General features: G+C 40.8%; 18 protein-coding genes. 17 read left to right on the forward strand and 1 reads right to left on the reverse strand.

The features are described from left to right. Positions 1-15 precede the first annotated feature (15 nt). The 11 genes from FERPE_RS00335 to FERPE_RS00385 are packed head-to-tail and all read left to right on the forward strand — an operon-like array spanning position 16 to position 12,348. A complete protein-coding gene (locus FERPE_RS00335; protein WP_014450697.1) occupies positions 16-1,002 on the forward strand; it encodes a DUF4899 domain-containing protein in 987 nt (328 codons plus the stop codon). Positions 1,003-1,051: 49 nt separating this feature from the next. Beyond that, positions 1,052-2,032 (forward strand): 2-C-methyl-D-erythritol 2,4-cyclodiphosphate synthase, encoded by a 981-nt coding sequence (locus tag FERPE_RS00340; RefSeq protein ID WP_014450698.1) that lies wholly within the window; start codon positions 1,052-1,054, stop codon positions 2,030-2,032. Between the two features lie 48 nt (positions 2,033-2,080). Further along, positions 2,081-2,635: a ribosome recycling factor gene (gene frr / locus FERPE_RS00345; protein WP_014450699.1), complete on the forward strand. Its 555-nt coding sequence runs from the start codon at positions 2,081-2,083 to the stop codon at positions 2,633-2,635. Beyond that, positions 2,635-3,339 carry a polyprenyl diphosphate synthase gene (gene uppS, locus FERPE_RS00350; protein WP_014450700.1) on the forward strand — a complete coding sequence of 235 codons (705 nt, stop codon included), beginning with the start codon at positions 2,635-2,637 and terminating at the stop codon, positions 3,337-3,339. The genes frr and uppS overlap by 1 nt, the downstream gene beginning before the upstream one ends. A gap of 1 nt (position 3,340) precedes the next feature. Further along, entirely contained in the window at positions 3,341-4,204 is an 864-nt protein-coding gene (locus FERPE_RS00355) for a phosphatidate cytidylyltransferase (RefSeq protein WP_014450701.1), read from the forward strand. Positions 4,205-4,262: 58 nt separating this feature from the next. Then, entirely contained in the window at positions 4,263-6,866 is a 2,604-nt protein-coding gene (alaS, locus tag FERPE_RS00360; RefSeq protein WP_014450702.1) for an alanine--tRNA ligase, read from the forward strand. Then, the gene (gene mreB / locus FERPE_RS00365) at positions 6,866-7,879 is read left to right on the forward strand and encodes a rod shape-determining protein (protein WP_014450703.1); all 1,014 of its coding nucleotides are present in this window, start codon (positions 6,866-6,868) and stop codon (positions 7,877-7,879) included. The genes alaS and mreB overlap by 1 nt, the downstream gene beginning before the upstream one ends. Continuing rightward, positions 7,876-8,511 (forward strand): hypothetical protein, encoded by a 636-nt coding sequence (locus FERPE_RS00370; protein WP_041262744.1) that lies wholly within the window; start codon positions 7,876-7,878, stop codon positions 8,509-8,511. Before mreB ends, FERPE_RS00370 begins: the two co-directional genes overlap by 4 nt. Positions 8,512-8,566: 55 nt before the next feature. Further along, a complete protein-coding gene (locus FERPE_RS00375) occupies positions 8,567-9,166 on the forward strand; it encodes a diguanylate cyclase domain-containing protein (protein WP_014450705.1) in 600 nt (199 codons plus the stop codon). Positions 9,167-9,208: 42 nt separating this feature from the next. Further along, positions 9,209-10,480, forward strand: coding sequence for a UDP-N-acetylglucosamine 1-carboxyvinyltransferase (gene murA / locus FERPE_RS00380; RefSeq protein ID WP_014450706.1), 1,272 nt, complete (start codon positions 9,209-9,211; stop codon positions 10,478-10,480). Then, positions 10,477-12,348, forward strand: a complete 1,872-nt coding sequence (locus FERPE_RS00385) for a nucleoside-diphosphate sugar epimerase/dehydratase (protein ID WP_014450707.1) — start codon at positions 10,477-10,479, stop codon at positions 12,346-12,348. The genes murA and FERPE_RS00385 overlap by 4 nt, the downstream gene beginning before the upstream one ends. Before the next feature lie 82 nt (positions 12,349-12,430). Here the strand turns inward: FERPE_RS00385 and FERPE_RS00390 are convergent, their stop codons facing one another. Next, positions 12,431-13,267, reverse strand: coding sequence for an Hsp33 family molecular chaperone HslO (locus FERPE_RS00390; RefSeq protein WP_041262951.1), 837 nt, complete (start codon positions 13,265-13,267; stop codon positions 12,431-12,433). Between the two features lie 224 nt (positions 13,268-13,491). Between FERPE_RS00390 and FERPE_RS00395 the strand changes: the two genes are divergently transcribed. From FERPE_RS00395 to FERPE_RS00420, 6 genes are all read left to right on the forward strand, one after another. Beyond that, entirely contained in the window at positions 13,492-14,100 is a 609-nt protein-coding gene (locus tag FERPE_RS00395) for a hypothetical protein (RefSeq protein ID WP_014450709.1), read from the forward strand. Further along, positions 14,081-15,604 (forward strand): capsule assembly Wzi family protein, encoded by a 1,524-nt coding sequence (locus FERPE_RS00400; protein WP_014450710.1) that lies wholly within the window; start codon positions 14,081-14,083, stop codon positions 15,602-15,604. The genes FERPE_RS00395 and FERPE_RS00400 overlap by 20 nt, the downstream gene beginning before the upstream one ends. Positions 15,605-15,811: 207 nt before the next feature. Further along, complete coding sequence (locus FERPE_RS00405; protein WP_014450711.1) at positions 15,812-16,534, forward strand: response regulator transcription factor; 723 nt, start codon at positions 15,812-15,814, stop codon at positions 16,532-16,534. Between the two features lie 4 nt (positions 16,535-16,538). Then, positions 16,539-17,828: a sensor histidine kinase gene (locus FERPE_RS00410; RefSeq protein WP_014450712.1), complete on the forward strand. Its 1,290-nt coding sequence runs from the start codon at positions 16,539-16,541 to the stop codon at positions 17,826-17,828. A 23-nt stretch (positions 17,829-17,851) separates the two neighbouring features. Further along, positions 17,852-19,156, forward strand: a complete 1,305-nt coding sequence (locus FERPE_RS00415; RefSeq protein ID WP_014450713.1) for a pyrimidine-nucleoside phosphorylase — start codon at positions 17,852-17,854, stop codon at positions 19,154-19,156. Positions 19,157-19,333: 177 nt separating this feature from the next. Then, a complete protein-coding gene (locus FERPE_RS00420) occupies positions 19,334-20,911 on the forward strand; it encodes a phosphodiester glycosidase family protein (protein ID WP_014450714.1) in 1,578 nt (525 codons plus the stop codon). Positions 20,912-20,923 lie beyond the last annotated feature (12 nt).

Genomic DNA, 20,923 nt, shown 5'->3' on the forward strand with positions numbered 1-20,923 from the left:
GAAGGAGGAATTACAGTGGACCTTTACTTCATAAAAGTGAGGGCACGCAGTAAGGGAACAGCGGAAGAAATAGTTGGGTATTTCTTTGGAAAGACCAATGGAGCACCAGATTTTGACTTTCTGGTAGTTCCTTTTCGTTATTCTGAGATTATAGATAACATTACTTTGGATGAAGACATTAGAGAATTTAAGGAGAAAATTGAAGAAGCGAAACAAAAAGTAAAGGAATTACCGGGTGTTTACGACGTTACTATAGCATTCCTTGCGTATCTTAACAACATGATGAATCGCCGTGGGAAGATACCTTTGGGTATAGAATTTTCTACCGCATTAAAAGAAAATGACACCGAGATACTTAAAGTTATCATTGGCGATTTATTCGAAGAATGGAGCCCGAAGATGGAAATCTTTGTGAAAGCTGAAGGAATGCTTTTAGAAGAATACTCAGCTTACACTTTCCTTTCCATGCAGGAAGATGTTTCCGATGAAAACGTAACAAAGGCTTACACACGACCTGACGTGGCAGATTTACCGGAGGTCTTCCCCGTTATCGACCCTATCAACGGTGCTCCGATTATACAATTTGATGTTGGAGACAAAATCCCAGTTGTAATTCTTAATCCTGGCAAATACGAAAAACAAATCCGTGAGAAATTTCCAAATTTTGACAAAGATAAGCTTTCCATAGAAGCAATACTTTTGAGCAAAGAGCTTATTCGAGTAAAAGGTGGCGATCTTTATCTGATAAAAGTTGAGTTGGACGAGGGATTAGTAGCAAAATCACTTGTGAGTCCGGCTCTGAAAATTCTTAGTGATGAAACATACTTTGCTAAAAAGAAAAGACAGCGTGAATATGAACCGAAGGAAAAACATGAAAAATACCTAAAAACCATCAAAGTTGAAATACCTTCCACAACAGGCACTGAGCTGCTTATCTCGCTCATGACTACTCTTTTAATCACGGGTGCTTTGCTTATTATCGTCTATCTATTTACTAAGTAGTCTTGGACAATACTAACCCTCAAATAAGTTCAAAACCAGAGGTGGTATTTTGCAAACGACGGTTGTAAATAAAGACAATATCGACAAGGTAGTAGGTTTAATATACGAAGAAAAGAAGGCGTTCTACGATGAACTTTTCGGGGGAAATGCACCTAAATACTTGAAAAAGGCTTTCGAATCTGATATACCACCTTTTTTAAAGAAGAATTGTATCGTGCTCCAAGATGGAGAGAACGTAAAAGCAGTTCTATTGTATGCAACCAAGGCAGAATTTCGTCACGGATACCAAAGGTGGTTTCGTGTACTTGGATTAAAGATAGTACCTGTAGGAGCAAAGATGATTTACATTATAGAAAGGATATTGCTTGATTTCTCAACTGATGATTTGTATATCGTATCGTTGGCTGGAGAACATAAAGAACTGCTTTTGTATAGGTTTATCAAATCCAGTAGGTACAAGAAAGTAATAGTCGATACAATAGAGTCTGACCTATACGAACGTTTCAATTTTACCGAGAAGTCACAGATTCACCCAAAATTAAAGCGCTTTTCCAAATTTTGCGATTACCACACATTAACAGGTCTGGGATGGGATACTCATCCACTTGTTCAGGGAAGGAAATTAATACTCGGTGGAGTTCAGATACAATCTCAGCTGGGTCTTCATGGCCATTCCGATGCGGATGTCCTCTGCCATGCGCTTATCGATAGTCTACTTGGAGTATCTTTGAAAAAAGACATAGGAGTGCTCTTTCCAGAAGATGACGAAAACAAAGGACGGAGTAGCTTGGAGATGCTTGAAATAGTTGTTCAAACTGTTAACAAGAGCGGTTTCTTCCCATCATCCGCAGATTGTGTTATAATTTCACCGATTAAGCTGAAAGATTATCGGGAAAAGATATCGGAAAAGCTCGAAAGTGTTTTAGGTTGCCCGGTTTCGATAAAGTTCAAATCCGGCAACGGAGTGTACCCTGAGTCTGAAATGAAGGGAATAACCGCAATATGTGTAACCAATGTTGATAAGATTTGAAGCTTGAAAATCTAAAGATTGAAAAATAGAAAGATGGAGGTGTGAGAGATGGTGAATTCCTTCCTGAAACAAACAGAAGAAAAGATGAAAAAATCTGTCGAAAAGATTGCAGAAGAACTTAAACACCTAAGAACAGGAAGGGCAACGCCCGCTGTTCTTGAGGAGATTAAAGTAGATTACTACGGTGTCCCAACTCCCGTTCTTCAACTCGCCCAAGTGACAACGGAAGAAAGGCAACTCATAGTCAAACCTTGGGAAAGGAACCTACTGTCTGCGATAGAAAAGGCGATTCTTGCAAGTGATTTGGGACTTACACCTGTAAACGATGGAACCGTTGTGAGAATTAACTTTCCAACACCAACAACAGAACAAAGGCAAAAATGGGTCAAAAAGGCTAAGGAAATTGTGGAAGAAGGAAAAATAGCCGTTAGAAATATCAGAAGAGATGTGCTGAAAGATATCAAAGATGCTAAGAAAGAAGGAAAGATGTCCGAAGATGATGAAAAAAGGCTTGAAAAAGAAATACAAAACCTCACAGACAAATATATAGCCGAGTTGGATAAATTATTCGAAAAGAAAGAAAAGGAGATAATGGAATTCTGATGCCCGGAGAACAGCAACCACTAACGCATATCGCATTCATAATGGACGGAAATGGTCGATGGGCTAAGCGTCAAGGAAAGCCTCGAACATACGGTCATTACGTTGGAGCATACAAAATAGAAGACGTTGTTCGATGGTGCGCTGAACGTGGCGTGAAGTACGCCACGTTCTATGCGTTTTCAACAGAGAACTGGAAACGACCACCTGAGGAAGTTAATTTTATATTAGGCTTACTCGTTGAAAAAATAGGTGAATTCTACGAACGCATGGCAAAAGAGCATGTAAGATTACGATTCATTGGAAGGATTCACGAACTTCCCGAGCCTGTTAAACAAAAGTGTTACGAGTACGAGGAAAAGACAAAGGAGTTTGATAGAATACAAGCGATACTCGCTTTAAACTACGGTGGTAGAGCGGAAATCATAGATGCGGTGAAGAAAGTCTTGGAATCAAGGGTTCATCCTCAAGATCTGAACGATGAAATCTTTAGAAATTATCTCTACGCACCGGATATTCCAGATCCGGATCTAATAATAAGAACCTCCGGTGAAATGAGAATTAGCAACTTTTTGATATGGCAAGGTGCGTACAGTGAACTGTATTTCAGTGAACTTCTTTGGCCCGATTTTAATGAAGAAGAGCTCGACAGGGCGATAGAATCTTACAAACGGCGGGAGCGACGCTTCGGGGGGATAAACGGTTAAAATGCAGGGGCAAAACAACACTAATAAGAGTATGGAAAAGAACAATTCGTTGAAAAAAGAGACTATAAAAAGAGTTATAAGCGCTTTCATAGTTGCACCATTTGTCGTATTTTGTTTTGTATCATATCCAAGCTTGGTTGGGCTTGTTGCAACCATTGTAATGATATCTTCTGGGGAATTTTTCTTTGTCACGTTGAAAAAACATGATCCCTGGCTTTCTATAATTTACACAGCTTTGGTAACAACTTATCCAGTCCTTTATGGTATTGCGTTCCGCAGCAATCCAATGGAGTTGTTAGCTGTCGTTTTTATGGTTGGAGCAATCTTCGCACTAAGCAGAGTTAAGAATAAAGAGATAATAACGGAAGTTTACTTTGCGTATTCTGTAGCTTTGATTTACATAAGCTTTTTGCTTTCGTTTTTCATCCCGTTGTATGATAAACATGGGGCAGCAATTGCGCTACTCACACTAACACTTTCTTGGTCTTACGACAGTTTTGCCTACGCATTTGGTATGACTATGGGCAAGCACAAATTCGGAAGCTATTACAGTCCGAACAAAAGTTGGGAAGGATTCTATGGTGGAGTATTTGGAACGTTTGTTTACATCTTGATTTACCAATTTGTTGCGAACAGTGTTTTTAAATCTCATATGCACATAGATCTTTTGTTGGCACTCATACTTGCTTTCGTGACCGGAATCTTCGATACATTTGGAGACATATTTGAATCTTCTATAAAAAGACATTACGGTGTTAAACACATGGGCAACCTTATGCCAGGACATGGAGGAATGCTCGATAGAATCGATGGACTGTTGTTCATGACTCCCGTTGTTTACACGGTTTTGAATCTGTTCTATTAATACGCAAGATAATGTGAAAAAATAATCCAAAACGTTTGAGTCGGAGGTGCAAAGATTAATGAAATACATGACCAGTGACGAGATACGAGAAGCGTTTCTTTCTTTCTTTGAGAGCAAAGGACACAAACGGTTACCGAGTGCATCGCTCATACCGGATGACCCACAACTCATGTTCACCGTTGCTGGTATGGTTCCGTTCAAACCTATCTTCTGGGGAAAGGTTGAACCTGTTTACACTAGGGTTACAACCTGTCAAAAATGTGTTCGAACAAATGATATAGAGAACGTCGGAAGGACTCCTAGACACCACACATTCTTCGAAATGCTTGGTAACTTTTCTTTTGGTGATTACTTCAAAAAAGAAGCAATTGAATGGGCATGGGAATTTGTGACGAAAGTTCTTGAGATGCCAGAGGAAAAACTCTGGGTAACAATTTACGAATACGACGATGAAGCTTTCGAGATTTGGAAGAGTATAGGTGTTCCAGAACACAAAATAATCAGAATGGGAAAAGAGGACAACTTCTGGGGACCAGCAGGTCCTACAGGTCCATGTGGACCATGTTCTGAAATTCATTACGATACAGGTCTTGAAGTGCCTGTCAAAGATGGAGGTATACCAACACCGGCCAATACCGACGGAAGGTTTATTGAAATCTGGAACCTAGTTTTCACAGAATTCTACCAAGACGAGGAGGGCAACCTCCATCCGCTTCCGAGGAAAAACATAGACACAGGTGCAGGGCTTGAAAGAATCTCTGCGATGATGCAAGGAGTGCTTTGGAATTTCGATACAGACCTGTTTGCACCAATCATCGAAAGAATACAAAATGTCCTGAACGTTAAATACAAGGAAGATCCGAAAAAAGATGTTTCCATAAGGGTTATTGCTGACCATGTTAGAGCGGTCACATTCATGATAGCTGATGGTGTCCTTCCATCGAACGAAGGAAGAGGTTACGTACTAAGAAGGGTTCTCAGAAGGGCTTTAAGACACGGGGTTCTTCTTGGTGCAAAAGAGCCGTTCCTTTACAAGATAGTTGAAAGCGTTGTTCAAAAAATGGGACATGTGTACCCCGAAATAGTGGAAAAACGCAGTTTTGTTGAAAACATAGTCAAAGGCGAAGAACTCAAATTCATTATGAATCTTTCAAGAGGTCTTGAACTTGTTCAAAAAATTATCGAGACAAAGGGAAAAATAACTGCAGAAGATGCATTCAAGCTGTATGATACATACGGCTTCCCAATAGATATCCTGCGTGATATTGCACAAGAAAACAACTATGAACTCGATGAAAAAGGCTTTGAAGCATACTTACAACAGCAACGCGAAAGGTCAAGAAAAGCACAGGGGGAGGTCGAATTTGCACAAAAGACAGGTTACGAAACGCTCGAGATAGAGACCGTTTTCGTGGGTTACGAAACAATGGAGTCCGAAGGAACAGTTGTAAAAATCAGAAAAGATAATGAATTTGTCGATAATATAGAATCTCCCGAACCAGTCCAGTGCGAGCTGGTCTTGGATGTCACACCATTCTATGCCGAAAAAGGTGGACAGGTGTCAGACAAGGGAACTATCACCTGGGAAGGTGGCAAATTCGAAGTTGAATATGTCTATAACCCAGTGGAAGGTATTATTGTCCACAGAGGAAAATTAACAGGAAAACTCAGTGTAGGTCAGAAGGTCTTCTCCAAAGTTGACCCTATCAGAAAATGGACGATGAGAAACCACACTGCCACACACTTACTCCACGCAGCACTAAGAAAAGTTTTGGGAACTCACGTACGTCAAGCAGGTTCGCTCGTTGAACCTGAAAGATTGAGATTTGACTTCACACACTACCAAGCACTAACGAAAGAGCAGATAACAGCGATAGAAGACCTGGTGAATGAGGTAATACTTAGTGCTATTCCAGTTGTTACGGAAGTGAAGAGCTACGATGAGGCTGTTAAAGAAGGTGCTATGGCGCTCTTTGAAGAAAAATACGGAGATTACGTAAGGGTTGTAAAAGTGGGCAATTTCAGTGAGGAACTCTGTGGTGGAACGCACGTCAAGAACACAGGTGAAATTGGGCTATTTAAAATAGTATCGGAGAGTGCAGTAAGTGCGGGCGTTAGAAGGATAGAAGCAATTACTGGATTCAATTCGCTTGCATACGTGCGCAAGCAAGACGAGATATTAGAAAACCTAAAAGACAAACTTGAAGCACCGATTAACGAATTAGTAATGAAAGTGGAAAAACTCATAGAAGAAAGGAAGTCATTGGAGCGCGAACTTGCAAACCTTAAGAAAAAGCTTGTCAATCCAGAGAGCGTAGCAAGTAATGTGAAAAGTTGGAACAACGTAAATTACGTATCCGCTGTGTTTGAAGAGATTGACCCAGAGGTTCTAAAAGAACTGACAGACGAGGTTTCTGAAAGAATCAAAGGGGTTGTCTTACTCATTTCCAGACTTGGGGAAAAAGTTGTCTTCACGGTGAAAGTGCCAAAAGAATTGACCAACGAATACCATGCTGGGAACATTGCCAAAGCTGTAGCAAAAATCCTTGGTGGTGGCGGTGGCGGAAGTCCAACGTTTGCACAAGCTGGAGGGAAGTTACCACAAAGTATACCAGAGGCATTGGAAATGTTTGAAAAGATAATAAGAAAGGAAGTGCAGTGATGTTTGGCAGGTCTGATTTAGGAATAGATCTTGGAACGGCGAATACGCTGGTTTACGTGCGAGGTAAGGGCATAGTTATCAATGAACCGTCCGTCATAGCAATTAACGTTGAAACGAACGAAATAATAAAAGTTGGAGCAGAAGCTAAGAAGATGCTTGGCAAAACACCTTCATACATTCGGGCTGTCAGACCTCTGAAAGACGGGGTTATAGCTGATTATGACATTGCACTCGCCATGCTTACATATTTCATAAACAAAGCGCAAGAAAAATTTTCGTTCTTTCGTCCAAGGGTTGTCATAGGAGTTCCTCACGGCGTGACAGAGGTTGAGAGCCGAGCGTTGCTCACTGCTGGAAAAGAAGCGGGTGCTAAAAAAGTGTTCTTGATTGAAGAGCCCATGGCTTCTGCTTTGGGTGCGGGACTTCCCATTGAAGAACCCCAAGGTAACATGATAATAGATATCGGTGGGGGAACAACGGAAGCAGCCGTTATTTCACTTGGTTCCATAGTTACAGCAACATCAATCAGAATAGGAGGGGACGAATTCGATGAAGCGATAATGCAATACGTTCGAGAGATATACAGGGTCACAATAGGTGTGAGGACCGCAGAACGAGTTAAGATAGAGATAGGGAACGTTTACCCACTCAAAGAGTTTGACGAACTGCAAACCGAGGTTGTCGGAATAGAACTATCTTCAGGTCTACCAAAAAGATTGATACTAACCGGTGGTGAAATCAGAGAAGCGATTCGACCAACAGCTATGCAAATTGTTGAAGCTGCTAAGGTAACGCTTGAGAAAACACCTCCGGAACTTGTAGCAGATATCACTGAGCGTGGAATAGTTATTGCAGGTGGTGGTTCATTACTACGCGGTATTGCTGAATTGTTGTCGAAAGAAACGGGCATAAAGGTTTACCAAGCTGAAGACCCGCTCAGTTGTGTGGCGAAAGGTGCAGGTCTGGTCCTTGATAAGATCGACATACTGGCGAGGTTGAAGAGTGTAGAATGAGGCTTAACTATGTGTCTTTAATGTTTATCATTTTGTTAACAATCTTCTTTCTCGATGTGTTTACGAACAATAGCATATCACGAACTATCCATTCGGTATTTTCAACGGCTGCGTCGCCACTTTTCAACGCAAAGATATTTCTTGAAGATTATTTCGAAAAAAACATAACAGTCCAGAATATAAGAATTTTTGCCAACGAAAAACCGGATGAGTTATTGGTTCTCAGTGAAGATTTGAAAGGTTACTATGTACGAAATGTGAAGAAACCGGGTATAATCTTAAACGAGAAAGGTCAACTCGTTGGATTTGTTGAAAAAACTGGAAGTGTGGGGTACGTTTTAAAATGGTGGGAGTCTGAATTTCCCGTAACTTTAGAAGCAACCAATGTTACCGTTACCGGTTATTACAAGGGTTATAGAATTACTATTCCGGATCCAAACATATCGTTAGAAAAACTTCAAGCGAAGGTCTACATGTCTGAATACCTACCGTATGGAAAGCTTCTAAAAAACTACGATATGCACTTGGGATATTACGAGAATGGTATTCTCAAAATTAACATCCCAAAAGTCTCAAAAAAAGTTATTTTGCTTGAAAGCTATGCTAATGATAATGGAAAAAGGCAACAATAGTCAGGTTAATAGTTAGGTTGAGTTAAATAAATCCTCATGACAGGGGGGAACAATTATGGGAGTTACGGGTGACATGGATTACAACAGATTAACAAAAGAAGAGCTTATTCAAAAAGTGCGTGAATTGGAAGATGAAGTCTCCAGACTTAAAATGCGCGAATCTGAGCTTGAGATGCTTCTAAGTGAATATTCTTCTATAATGAAAAAGCAGTTCGAGGTCTTTGATGATTTTATCAAAGATGTTGGAACACGTAGGATGATAGACCCGCTCACAAGGGTTTACTCTCGCGAACATATTTTAAAACTCATCTCCTACTACCACCAAAAGGCGTTTGAGGAGAACTTTGGATACGCACTCGTAACGATAACAATCAATAACTTCAATAAACTTGAACAAATGGAAAAAGAACACGCCTTATTAAGTATTGGAAAACTGCTCAAAGAACTTGTCAGAGTTCCACTTGACAGCGTCGGAAGGTCAGCAGAGGATCAGTTCATAGTCTTACTAACAGAGATAACGAAAGAAAATGCATTGAAAGTTAAAGATCGAATAGAAAACGCACTAGCTTTGCACAACATCGATGCGACAGTAAGATTTGCAGCGTATCCTGAAGATTCAACAAACCTTGAAGAACTTGTTAAGATGGTCCAATAAGTAGAGCACCGAGTATTCTGACTGCAGAAAGGAGATTTAGCAATGGGGTCAATAATTGTTGAGAGATCGCAGCTAACAGGTGAAGTCGAGATTTCCGGAGCAAAAAATTCTGCGCTTCCATTGTTGGCTGCTGCACTTCTAACAGAGGAAGAGGTAGTTCTACACAAAGTCCCCGTTTTATCTGACGTTGAAACAATGATAGATATTTTGAGAACGACAGGCAAAAAGGTGTTATTTGAAAAAGACAAAAACACAGTCCACATATCTGGACCTATCCAGCAGACGCATGTACCGTACGATTTAGTAAGAAAGATGCGAGCATCGTTTAACGTTCTTGGACCAATAGCGGCACTCATGGGAGAAGCGAGCACACCACTTCCAGGTGGTTGTGCTATAGGTGTTCGCCCTGTCGATTTCCACATTGAAGGCCTCAAAAGGCTTGGCTTTGAAGTTACTTATGACCATGGTGAGATATTGGCCAAGCGTGGAACAAAACAAGAAGAGGTGACGGTCTATCTTCCATTTCCAAGTGTAGGCGCTACAGAGCATATAATGAGTACTGCAGCGATACTACCTGGTGTTACTATTATTGAAAACGCTGCCATGGAACCGGAGATAGTAGACCTTCAAGATTTACTAAATAAAATGGGTGCAAAAATTTCGGGTGCTGGAACAAGTAGGATAGTCGTTGAAGGTGTCAAACAACTTCACGGTTGCGAACACACGGTTATACCTGACAGAATCGAAGCAGGTACGTACGCTATTGCATTCCTTGCAACACGTGGTGAAGGGGTTATTAAGAATGTAAATCCAACGCACCTTGATGCATTATGGTTTGTGCTCGAAAGAACAGGTGCAGTTGTTAAGAAAGGGACGGACTTTGTCGAAGTCAAATCCTGGAACCGATGGAAAGGTTGTGATATCAATGTGCTACCTTATCCAGGATTCCCAACGGATTTACAACCACAAATAATTGTTTACCTCGCACTTGCGGATGGTTCAAGCACGGTCACAGAAAATGTATTCAAAACACGCTTTGCACACGTTGGTGAGCTTGTTAGAATGGGGGCGGATATGAGAATAAAGGACAACACGGTTTTCATAAACGGGGTTCCAAAGTTAGAAGGAACTACAGTAATGGGCACGGATTTAAGGGCGACTGCGGCACTGGTGATAGCAGGACTTGCTGCCGAAGGAACAACGGAAGTTACTCAGGTTGAGCACATATTTAGAGGCTATGAGAACGTCATCGAAAAATTTGAAAAAATCGGTGCAAAAATCAAATACGTGCCCGGAGGTGTTCCAGAAATTTGATCGATAAGACACAAAAGAAAGAAAATTCCCAGAGAACCAGCACATTGGAATATTCAAAAATCAAACTGCTTTTAAAATCCTCAAGAAACCTTTGGCTTTTCTTCATTGATACCGCTTTACTTTTTTTGTCTGGTGCTATCGCTCTTTTCGTAAGATTTGGATTCAACTTTACAGAAATGCGCAAATACGCACCAGGTGTTTTACTATTGATAATGTTTACAGCAATATCGAACCTATTCAACGGTACATACAAAATCGTTTGGCGTTACGCCCAGCCTGTTGAATTTCTCAAGCTTCTCAGAGGACTTTTTATAGGTTACGCTTTAACGGTGATTTTTATACATTTTACACGAATCACCGTCCTACCGAGGTCCGTGGGGATGCTCACATTCCTCGGTGGTTATTTTCTACTCTTCAGTGCTCGAACTACGTATCAATTCTTACTTGGTATTCGCAAAAGTTCTGGAAAACGTATAGGTATAGTCGGTGCTGGCGATGCAGGGGTCATATTACTCAATGAAATAAAACGCACAAATTATGGTCGTGTAGTTGCCTTCTTTGACGATGACCCTGCAAAATTGCATAGGACGATAGCTAATGTGAAAGTCGTTGGAACAATCGACGAGATAGACAAATTCATTGATGAACTTGAGCTTGATGAAATATTAATTGCAATTCCCTCGGCATCGAAGGAACTCATCGCAAGAGTTTCAGATAAAGTCAGCGGAAAACACGTAACACTAAAAACGTTCCCCCCAATCTCTCAACTGCTCGATAGAGAACCAACAATTGCGGACCTTAGGGAGATTTCTATCCAAGATATCATCGGTAGGGAACCTGTCACGGTTGACCTAAACTCCATAAGTGGGTACATATCGGGAAAGACAGTCTTAGTTACCGGTGCGGGTGGAAGTATCGGTTCGGAAATTGCAAGACAGGTTGCGAATTTCTCACCGAAGAAACTTATCTTGCTCGGTCGTGGTGAGAATAGTATATACGAGATATACAACGAACTTAAAGAAAAAGATACAGCTTTAGAGTTAATCCCTGTGATAGCCGATGTTACAGATGAAAAATTCATGGAACAAGTTTTTTCAGGTTATAAACCTCAGATTGTTTTCCACGCGGCTGCTCACAAGCATGTATTTTTCATGCAAACAAATCTTTACGAAGCGCTGAGGGTAAACGCTCTTGGCACGATAAACTTAGTAAAACTTTCATGTAAATACAGTGTTGAGAGATTTGTCTTCATCTCTACAGACAAGGCCGTCCATCCAACTTCTTACATGGGACTTAGCAAACGGATTGCAGAACTTTACCTTTTAACAATCCCTGAAACGTGCAGTACACGTATCGCAATCGTGCGATTTGGAAACGTTATAGGCAGTCGAGGAAGCGTGTTGTGGAAGTTCAAAAAACAAATTGAAAAAGGTGGACCGTTGACGATAACCGATCCAAGGATGAAGCGTTACTGGATGAGCATACCGGAAGCTGTCTCTTTGGTGATACAATCTGGTGCGTTTTCCAACAAAAGAGAACTTTACGTGCTTGACATGGGTGAGCAAATTCCTGTCGAAAAGGTGGCAAAAACACTGGCAAAGCTTATGGGAAAACCGGACATACCGGTAATTTACACAGGTGCCGTGCCTGGTGAAAAGTTAGAAGAAGAGCTCTTCTATGAATTTGAAAAACCAGAACCGACAGACCATCCCAAAATTTCCCGTGTTAGGTATACTCAAATTACTTTAAACTCAGATGAGATAGAAAGTATAGTCAAACAATCCATGGAACTTTACATTTCGGGAAAAGAAAAAGAAGCAGTCGATTTACTGCAAAAGATTGTGAGTGCAGTAAATCCTGATGAATAAACTTTAGTAACTGAAAAAATAACAAATGGCAGGACGTGGAAAACTCAGCCCTGCCATTTGTAATTTATTTGGTCTTCTGATTTCAATCCATCGATTTTTTCTTTTCCTCAATCACAACCTTAATCTCTTCCGGTCCGAATGTATAAGTTGTCGAACACCACTTGCAAGTAACTTCTGCTTTTCCTTCTCCAAGCATCTCGTCCAAATCGCTGAGTTCTAAGACTTTCAACGATTCGAATGCTTTTTCCCTACTACACAAGCACTGGAAAATAACGTTCATCTCTTCGAACAATAATTCCTCGGTTCCAAGCACATATTTCGTGATATCTTCTAGAGTTTTCTCCCCAAGGTGGCTAGTGATGGCAAATCCGTTTAACCTTTTCTCAATTCCTGACACAATCTCCTCAGAAATGCTCTTATCCAATATCTGAATTGCGAGTCCACCGGCTTTTGCAACACCATCTTTGTCCATCAATACTCCAAGAGCGAAAGCAGATGGGATTTGTTCAGACTTCGTATAATAATAAGCGATATCCTCTGCAATTTCACCGGACACAATTGGCACTTTGGACACCAGTGGTGTCTTAAGTCCTACATCCCTTACAACAGTCAACTCACCACCAACAATGGCACCCTTAACATCGAACTTTCCAAACTCGTTCTTTTCCAGCTCGAAATTCGTATTTGTTATGTATCCTCGAACTGTTCCTTTCCACGTTGATTGTGCAACAACATTACCTGCAGGTCCCGTGCTACTGATCACAAATGTTATTGTCTCTCTTTCTCCAAGCCAAGGGATAACTAATATTGAAGCGGTAACTAACCTTCCAAGCACAACGGTTGGCAAATACGAAAGCTTGTGCCTTTCTCTAAGTTCACGGACGACATCTTTCGAATCGGTTATTGAAAATCTAATCATGCCACCGTAAGCAGTCCCGTAGAGTAATTTAGCCAAGATTTCACCTCCAATTATTATGATTCCCTTGCTTTCTTGCACCACTCATAATAAGTTTAGCAATTTTCCAGACAAATAGCAAGAAGTAAATCGCATGAAAAGTTAAAAAAGTATAGCATCTTTTAGTAAAGTTTGTGATATAATTCAGTTGGAATGTTTAGAATGCTATCCCAGAATGGGGGGATACTATGCCTGTTGTAGATGCCGTGAAAATTGAAGAATTAATATCGAAGGTTCCAGGTGTAAAGGCAGTCAAAGTTGTTGGCGATGGAGCTGGACTACATGAAATCCACGTGATTACAACGAGTGACAAAAGTCCCAAACAACTTGTAAGGGATATTGAAACCGTTGTGCTTGCAAGCACGGGAATAAGACTTGATAGAAAAATCATCTCCATTGCGCAAGTCGAATCTGATGTAAAGACTCAAAAAGTTCTTCCATATCAAATATCCAATTTGAAGGTTGAGTATGTCGATGAAAGAAACATTCGTGTAACGGTCACGATAGAACACGGCGAAGAAGAATTCTACGGTGAATTCTTAGGTCCTAAGACATCGAGAAATATTCCTAGAGTTATTGGCAACGCTGTTTTAAACGCACTTTCGGAAATCCATGACTTCGCACTCTCTTTCGATGACGTTGCTGAGGTTTATTTTGTTGGAAAAAAATACGTGCTTGTGCATATAACAAAGCAATACAATAACGTAGAAGAAAGCATAATCGGAACAGCTGTTATTGAAGGTAGCTATGAAAGAGCTGTTGCGGAGGCGGTTCTCGATGCTTTCAGAAGGATTTAAAACATTGAAAGTTGCGACCATAGTTCTCGTAACTTTTCTATTCTTACCGACAGCCTTCTCACATATCCTGATTCCCAACAATGCTCAACCCAAGTTAACAGGTGCTTATCCAGTGCCCGAGTTGTGGCTTGGAAATCCATCAACAACTGCGCAAACATGTGTGGAAATAAACTTCTCGCTTTACACAGCCAATTGGTCGAATACCATAGTGACCAAAGACTCCAGTTGGTGGGGAGTTCCGGCAAATCCTGCCCAGAACATCTTTTACTTACCGGAAGAGGTACCACCGTTTTTGAATCTTATCTTCGATTACTCAACGGGGAACGTGGGATATTATCTTGAGTTGCCATTGAAAAAAGAATACAGAAACACGTTACTGACACTTTCAGATGGGAATAACTTACCATTTAACTTGCTTAACCCCCTTGATATGAGCAAGCTTTCCGTAGACCTAAATTTCCCAACTATAGGATATATCTACTACGCCAACGAGCGACTATTCTTCGCAGTCGGGCGGTTCCCACTGAAATGGGGAGATGCAAAATTCCCGGTCCACATTTCTCCAACGACTTACCAAGACAACGCGACGTTCGCGATAAGATTCCCAGGCATGACCTATACATTCCATGCGATAACTTCCTACCCATTACTTTCTCCTAACGAATACTACATTCAAACACACTACTCTGACCAACACACATCAGGAAGATACTTCTACGAGTCATCAAAATGGATAATTGCCCACAGATTGGATTTTTACAACACGTATGGAGATATCAACTTGAGGTTGGGTTTTGGTGAACTGAATGTCGTTGGCGGTAAGCACCTTGATTTGATAGACTTGAACCCCATACTTATTTATCATAACACATACGGTGAAGGCTACAGAAACGTTACAGGTAGTGTTGATTTTACACTGAACTGGAATTCAATAACTTTGTATGGAGAATACGTTCTTGACGACATCGAAGGACCAACGGAGATAGGTTATGGTTACAAACCCGGAGCATCCGCATATGATATCGGGGCAAGAATAGAATTCAACGGTATTACTCTGTGGTCTGAATACGCCGAAATATCTGAATGGATGTATGTGACAAATTATCTGCCATACTTGAGAATAAACGTTCGACACTTCGATTTAGAGAACAATCCCAGTGGTCGATTCATGTTTGACTACCCGCTTGGTTTTATCTACGGACCTGATGCAAAGATGTTCTCAGTTGGTTTAGAAGGTAACCTGCTTGGTGCAGATTTCCAAGTCATGTACAACCTTTTGAGAAAAGGCCTGGTAGACGATAATGGAACGATAAGGTGGAAATGGTTCTGGGATTCCTGGCCTGGGAACGTTTCCGAGCCCGATGCAACAACTCCTCCAAAGGTTGGGGAAGAGACCTACAACATTTTCTCACTGAAATTGACATGGGAAAACTTGACAGTGTTCTACAAAACAATCGATTTTGATAAATACTTCCTCTCAGTTAATTACAAAAATACCTTCTAAGTTTACCGAATTTAAGCTGAATTTTTCCTGCTCATCCAAACCTTATAATTTGCCCTGCACTTTAACGCAGGGCTTTTTTAATTATTAACCCTTGTAACAATGTAACATTTAAACTTAGCTCAACGGTATAAAAAAACTCTTTACAAAAGGTAAACGTTTGTGGTATAATCTTAAAGAAATTCAATATCATTTTAAGGAGGGAAAAGTATGGCAAAAAAGACGATTATGGTTATCGACGACCAGCCTGAGATTCTCGAATTGGTTAGCTTTACTTTACAAAAAGAGGGGTACGAGGTCATCCCAGTGGAGGATGCTGAAAAAGCGTTACAAGAGCTGAAAGATAAAGACGTTGACATGTTTATTGTTGACATTATGCTTCCAAACATGGATGGTTTCGAATTCGTAAGACACATTCGTGCAACGGAAAAACACAAACTAACTCCTGTAATATTCCTCAGCGCAAAGGGAGAAGAATTTGACAAAGTGCTCGGTTTAGAACTCGGTGCGGACGATTACATAGTTAAACCGTTCAGCATCAGGGAACTCCTTGCAAGGATTAGAGCAGTCTTCAGAAGGATGCAACTTGGAAACGTTGTAAAAGAGGAGAAGCCAAAGAAGATAGTTGCAAAAGACCTCGAAATCGATATCGACAAATACGAAGTTAGGGTAAAGGGTAAGAAAGTTAGCCTTACACCACTTGAATTTGACTTACTCAGATTCCTTGCCGAAAACGAAGGAAAGGTCTTTTCAAGAGATGTACTTCTTGACAAACTTTGGGGTTACGATTACTTCGGTGATACAAGAACCGTCGACGTACACATCAGAAGGTTGAGAACAAAAATTGAGGAAGATCCTTCAAATCCAAGGTATGTCGTAACTGTGCGTGGAAAAGGATACAAATTTAGAGATCCTGGAAAGGAAGAACAATAAGTAGATGGTAATTGCCACGATTGTTAGTATCATCCTTGCCGTTACTTTTGCAATTCTTTACAGCTTAGCAAGAAGGAACGAAAGAACATACGCGAAATACTTGGATAAAATAGCTTTAAGTATAGGAGAGGAGGCGGGTACTCCTCCCCTATACGTTTATGAGCGCTTGAGGAAAAAATTAGAAGAATTGGAAAAGAGAATTACCGAGACTGAGCGTGAAAGACGCAATATATTTACAATCCTAAATAACATCACTGACCCAATAATAATAGTGCGAGGCGATGGTGTTGTAACATTCGCCAACATTGCCGCACGAGATATCACACGCCCCGGTATCGAGGGTAGAAGGGTCTATGATATCATCGAGAACTACCATCTACTTGAATTATTCGAGAGGGCACTTGAGACAGGAGAAATACAGAGTGCGGATGTGTCTTTAGTTGTAGATGCCGAACCCCGTTATTACGATGCAAAGGTTGTGCCGATAAAATTCGACGAAGAAAGCGAACGTTACATTATAGTCTTGCACGACACAACGAAAGAGAAACAACTTGATAAATTAAGGAGAGAATTCATCTCAAATGTTTCCCACGAGCTCAGAACACCACTAACTTCTATCCACGGGTATGCCGAAGCGCTCCTTGAAGACGACCTTTCGAACAAAGAACTCGTCAGGAAGTTCCTTAATGTAATAGAGAGCGAATCTGCCCGAATGACAAGATTAATCAACGACTTACTTGATTTAGAAAAGCTCGAATCTGGCGATACTAAATTCAACTTTGCGCCTGTTGAAATGTGTCAGGTAATGGATAGGGTTTACAGCATCGTTGAGCCACTCGCTCATGATTATGGAGTGGAGCTTGACATGGAGTGCGATGAGCCAAAAGTCGTCTGGGGAGATTTTGACAGACTTGTCCAAATGGTTCTAAACCTTGTCGATAACGCTGTGAAATATACATCTACCAAAGAGTCTGGTGAAAAGAGAGTTATCGCAAGGTGTTATGAAAAAGAAGGAAAAATCGTCTTTGAGGTAAAAGATACAGGTCCTGGTATCCCAGAAGATGCACAAAAGAGATTGTTTGAAAGGTTCTACCGTGTCGACAAAGCAAGAAGCAGAAAAGTTGGAGGAACAGGGCTTGGACTTTCAATTGTAAAAACGATTGCTGAACGCCACAATGCAATCATTACGTTTGAAAGTAAAGTTGGTGAGGGCACCACTTTCAGGGTGTTTTTCGATAAATACAGAGAAAAACAACCATCCAAAACAACCAGTGAACAAAAATTAGGCAATTGATAGACATATGGAGGCGGTAGCAAATGAGAGCTTACGATATAATCCTCAAAAAGAGAAACGGAGGAAAACTTTCAAAAGAAGAAATAGAGTTCATGGTTAATGGTTACGTAAAAGGTGAAGTTCCTGATTATCAAATGGCTGCATTCCTCATGGCGATTTACTTCCGTCACATGGACCCAGAAGAACGCGCTATTTTAACCGAAGTTATGGCAAATTCAGGTGATAGGATAGACCTATCTTCCATCCCCGGGATAAAGATAGACAAACACTCAACTGGTGGTGTTGGAGATAAAACAACGCTTGTTGTTGGCCCCATTGTTGCTTCACTCGGTGTTCCCGTCGCGAAGATGTCTGGTAGAGCACTTGGTCACACCGGAGGCACGATAGACAAACTTGAATCGATACCGGGTTTTCGCACATCACTATCGGAGGAAGAATTTTTCGAAAATGTCAGAAAAATTGGCATTGCAATAGTTGGGCAAACAGCGAACCTTGTTCCAGCTGATAAGAAGATATACGCTCTTCGTGATGCAACGGCAACTGTTGATGAAGTATCGCTCATTGCTTCGAGTATCATGAGCAAAAAACTCGCAGGTGGGGCAGATGGTTACGTACTCGATGTCAAAGTAGGTAGCGGTGCATTTATGAAAACAATAGAGCAAGCAACCGAACTTGCAGAAGCAATGGTTGGAATTGCAAAAGCACATGGTAAAAAAGCGGTAGCTGTCCTGACAAACATGGACGTGCCACTTGGAAAGATGGTCGGAAATTCACTCGAAGTGCTTGAAGCGATAGAAACATTGAAAGGAAGAGGTCCCGAAGATTTCACGGAACTGTGTTTGAACTTAGCTGCTTGGATGTGTCATCTTGCCGAGAAAGGAACGTTTGAAGAATGCCTTGCTATGGCTAAAGAATCTTTAGAAAGTGGGAAAGCCCTTGAGAAGTTCAGACAACTTGTCGAATACCAAGGTGGCAATCCAGAGGTTGTCGACAGACCAACAGAGATACTGCCCCTGACCGATAAAACAGTAGATTTCATCGCACCACAGAACGGATACATCACCGCTATAGATACTGAAAAAATAGGCATTGCTTCGAACTACCTTGGTGCAGGAAGAAAGACGAAAGAAGACACAATCGATTACCGCGTTGGTATCGAAATACTCAAAAAACTCGGCGATTGTGTGAAAAAAGGCGAACCTATTGCAAAATTGTATATCTCTGACAAAAGCGATGTAGAATCCGCACTAAAACTGCTGTCGGAAAGCTACAAATTCAGTGACCAAAAGCCTGAGCACAAACCAATAATTTTAGGAATCGTGAAATAAAGTTTTCAAAGAGTAAATAAGCAAGACACACCAAGGGAGGGCTAGGAACAATACGACAATACAACAATACCCTCCCTTTTTTGTTTCTTTTAGATATTCTTGATTGCAGAGCCTAAACATGGTATAATTCTCATTGGAAGGAAAATAAAAAATCTAAACCAAGGGGTGTTCTCTTTCGTGAACGCAAAAAACTCGGCACTACTGAAAACACTTTCTTTGTTTTTCTTGACCTTGGCAACCTTTCTAGCTGCCCAGGTTTTTTTAATTAATAACAAAGTCTTCGAACCAAGCAATGGTTATTTCACAGAATCCCAGCTCAGAGATATGGGGTTTAGCGTTGTCAAGAATGAGAGGGTTTACCTCATACACAACAAAAAGCTTATTATCGGTTCAGGTGGTGACTTTCTTGTCGATTTTGAATCGTATGTCCCGAAAGCCTACACTATTATCAACGATGTCTTATATGTAAAAGTGGATTTCATATCAAGCTTTTTGAAATTATCAAAGATGAACGACGTATACTACGATAAACCGTTTTCAATAACATCGATTGATTATACAGATGATGTACTTACTATCGCTACCTCAGTTCCTGCCAAAAAAGAGTTTTTTAGTGTATCACTTTCCAAGAACACGCTTTCACTCAAAATTTCACCAACTCAAGGTGATTTAAAAACTCCTGCGGGTGTATCGATTTCAAGAACGAATCACACTACAATAATAACCGTTGAAAAAGCTGTATCAAATTACAAAATCACGTATTTGGAGAACAAGATAGTTGTACAGCTGGAACCCGTGATTAGAAAAATAGAATACACAAGGCGTACAGAAACATTTGTTGGAAGAACTTTCACTGTTAATTACATCATAGTGGACCCGAGACATACTAATATCACCCCCTTGTTGCCAGCGAAAGGCATAGGTTCAATGGCAACATTGGCAAATATCCTTTCCCATCATGGGTATTCTAACGGTGTTAATGCAAACTACTTTGATCCAGCAACAGGGTTACCAATAGATATCGTCATATCGAATGGGAAAGTGCTCTCTCATAGGTATGGATTGAGGCCCATGTTCATCCAAACAACCGATGGTAGAGTGTTTATTAAAAAAGCGTACGTTGATATTACGGTGAGAATTGGAGATGTTTTACTCTTAGTCAAAGGTGTGAACACAACATCTCTGGGAGAAGTGAACTTATACACTTCCGAATTTGCTCTCAAGATACCAAACGACAGAACAAGAACGTATGTAGTTGTAAAGAATGGGAAAGTTGCATCGATTGGCTACGTTTCAGCAGTCCCATCAAATTCGGAGGTTATAATGATTAGCAACGATATAAGAAACAAATTCTTACCTGATCTCAGAGTTGGTCAAACTGTCACGGTCGAGCTTTACACGGACGATGGATATCAGATCAAAAACGCTGTTGGCGCAGGTCCATTGTTGTTACAAGATGGCAACGTCATTCCAGACGCAGCCGAAGAAAAACTCAGATACGGTGGAGGTATACCAACAACGCGTGCGAACAGGACAATAATAGCGATAAAGGATGGGAAAGTTCACCTCATAACGATAGAGGGCACCAATGGGGTTGGTATGAATTTCGATGAAGCAGCCCAGTTCTTGAAATCCAAAGGTTACGAATCAGCGATGATGCTTGACGGTGGAAGCTCGACGTCGATGGTCTACGCAGGAAAGTATGTAACAAGCGGTTCTCCAAGAAGTATACCTGTTGCGTTGGGAGTAAAATAACAAATGAACACC

This window comes from Fervidobacterium pennivorans DSM 9078, from assembly GCF_000235405.2.
GTDB classification, from domain to species: Bacteria; Thermotogota; Thermotogae; order Thermotogales; family Fervidobacteriaceae; genus Fervidobacterium; species Fervidobacterium pennivorans.

Excerpts from the sequence above, each read along its gene's own strand:
- frr (WP_014450699.1), top strand. The coding sequence starts at position 2,081 with ATGGTGAATTCCTTCCTGAAACAAACAGAAGAAAAGATGAAAAAATCT.
- uppS (WP_014450700.1), top strand. The coding sequence starts at position 2,635 with ATGCCCGGAGAACAGCAACCACTAACGCATATCGCATTCATAATGGAC.
- FERPE_RS00355 (WP_014450701.1), top strand. The coding sequence starts at position 3,341 with ATGCAGGGGCAAAACAACACTAATAAGAGTATGGAAAAGAACAATTCG.
- alaS (WP_014450702.1), top strand. The coding sequence starts at position 4,263 with ATGAAATACATGACCAGTGACGAGATACGAGAAGCGTTTCTTTCTTTC.
- mreB (WP_014450703.1), top strand. The coding sequence starts at position 6,866 with ATGTTTGGCAGGTCTGATTTAGGAATAGATCTTGGAACGGCGAATACG.
- FERPE_RS00370 (WP_041262744.1), top strand. The coding sequence starts at position 7,876 with ATGAGGCTTAACTATGTGTCTTTAATGTTTATCATTTTGTTAACAATC.
- FERPE_RS00375 (WP_014450705.1), top strand. The coding sequence starts at position 8,567 with ATGGGAGTTACGGGTGACATGGATTACAACAGATTAACAAAAGAAGAG.
- murA (WP_014450706.1), top strand. The coding sequence starts at position 9,209 with ATGGGGTCAATAATTGTTGAGAGATCGCAGCTAACAGGTGAAGTCGAG.
- FERPE_RS00390 (WP_041262951.1), bottom strand. The coding sequence starts at position 13,267 with ATGATTAGATTTTCAATAACCGATTCGAAAGATGTCGTCCGTGAACTT.
- FERPE_RS00395 (WP_014450709.1), top strand. The coding sequence starts at position 13,492 with ATGCCTGTTGTAGATGCCGTGAAAATTGAAGAATTAATATCGAAGGTT.
- FERPE_RS00400 (WP_014450710.1), top strand. The coding sequence starts at position 14,081 with ATGCTTTCAGAAGGATTTAAAACATTGAAAGTTGCGACCATAGTTCTC.
- FERPE_RS00405 (WP_014450711.1), top strand. The coding sequence starts at position 15,812 with ATGGCAAAAAAGACGATTATGGTTATCGACGACCAGCCTGAGATTCTC.
- FERPE_RS00410 (WP_014450712.1), top strand. The coding sequence starts at position 16,539 with ATGGTAATTGCCACGATTGTTAGTATCATCCTTGCCGTTACTTTTGCA.
- FERPE_RS00415 (WP_014450713.1), top strand. The coding sequence starts at position 17,852 with ATGAGAGCTTACGATATAATCCTCAAAAAGAGAAACGGAGGAAAACTT.